Genomic DNA, 1,199 nt, shown 5'->3' with positions numbered 1-1,199 from the left:
GGTAACCCTCCCAAACTTAAGACACCTAATAAATAGAATTAAGCTGCCTGATTGAGTTTCTGTATCGGTGTAAAACCGCCATTGCCCATGTTTGGGCGCTTATGATTATAATGGTATAACCAGTTTTCTGCTTGTGCGCGTACCTGCTCTAGATTATCAAACAGCTCCTGATTTAACCAATCATATCTCATGGTTCTGTTAAAGCGCTCTACATACGCATTTTGCTGTGGATTGCCAGGTTCAATATAGCTTAAGATGATACCTTGCTGCTCAGCCCAGTCTTTGAGCGCATTGCTGATGTATTCAGGGCCGTTATCGCATCTTATCTGCACAGGTTTGCCTCGGTACTCAATAAGCTGATTAAGACTGCGTATGACCCTCCCGGCCGGTAGCGAGAAGTCGACTTCAACGGTGAGTGCCTCACGGTTGTAATCATCAATGACATTGAACAGTCTAAAGCCGCGGCCATCAGTTAAGCCGTCGTGCATAAAGTCCATGCTCCAGCTTTGGTTAATCCTATCAGGTACTGCTAATGGTATTGGTTTAGCACGTTTAATGCGACGCTTAGGCTTGATTCTAAGGTTGAGTTCAAGCTCGCAGTAGATGCGATATACCCGCTTATGGTTGTACGGCAGTCCTAGCACATTACGCAAGGCTAAAAAGCACAAGCCAAAGCCCCAGTTCTTGTTCTCATCAGTCAGTTTGATAAGTAAGTCCGCTATTTGCTGGTTCTCATCTGTTACCACCGACTTGTGATAATAACAGGTGACGCTGATATTAAAGATACGGCAAGCACGGCGTATGCTAATGCTACGATCTTCAATGTAGTGACAAACCAACGCTTTGCGCCTTTGGGGCGCTACCACTTTTTTGACATAGCATCCTGTAGGATGTCGGATTTAAGACATTCATCAGCGTACATCTTCTTTAAGCGGGCATTTTCAACTTCAAGCTCTTTAAGACGGCTGATAAGTGTGGCGTCCATACCACCATATTTAGATCGCCAGTTGTAGAAGGTGCTTTGGCTGATGTTATGCTCACGGCAGAGCTCGGTAATAGGGACGCCTTGTTCGGCTTGTTTTAGGATGTTGACGATTTGGTTGTCGCTAAAGCGTGTCTTTTTCATAGGATTCTCCTGCTGGTGTATTTTAGCAGTTAATCTCTATTTGTAAGTGTTCTTATTTATTGGGGGGATTACC

At 44.6% G+C, this 1,199-nt stretch carries 1 protein-coding gene; it reads right to left on the bottom strand.

All coding sequences use genetic code 11. The annotated features are described in order from the left end of the window. Positions 1-38: 38 nt before the first annotated feature. A protein-coding gene (locus tag ACQKCG_RS13960) for an IS3 family transposase (RefSeq protein WP_182176701.1) occupies positions 39-1,126 on the bottom strand; the annotation gives its coding sequence in 2 pieces (ribosomal slippage) (positions 39-874 and positions 874-1,126; 1,089 coding nt in all). Positions 1,127-1,199 lie beyond the last annotated feature (73 nt).

Source organism: Psychrobacter sp. NPDC078929 (assembly GCF_050267985.1).
Taxonomy (GTDB): domain Bacteria; phylum Pseudomonadota; class Gammaproteobacteria; order Pseudomonadales; family Moraxellaceae; genus Psychrobacter.
Note: the sequence above shows the minus strand (reverse complement) of the source record. Positions and strands in the feature narration are given on the sequence as shown.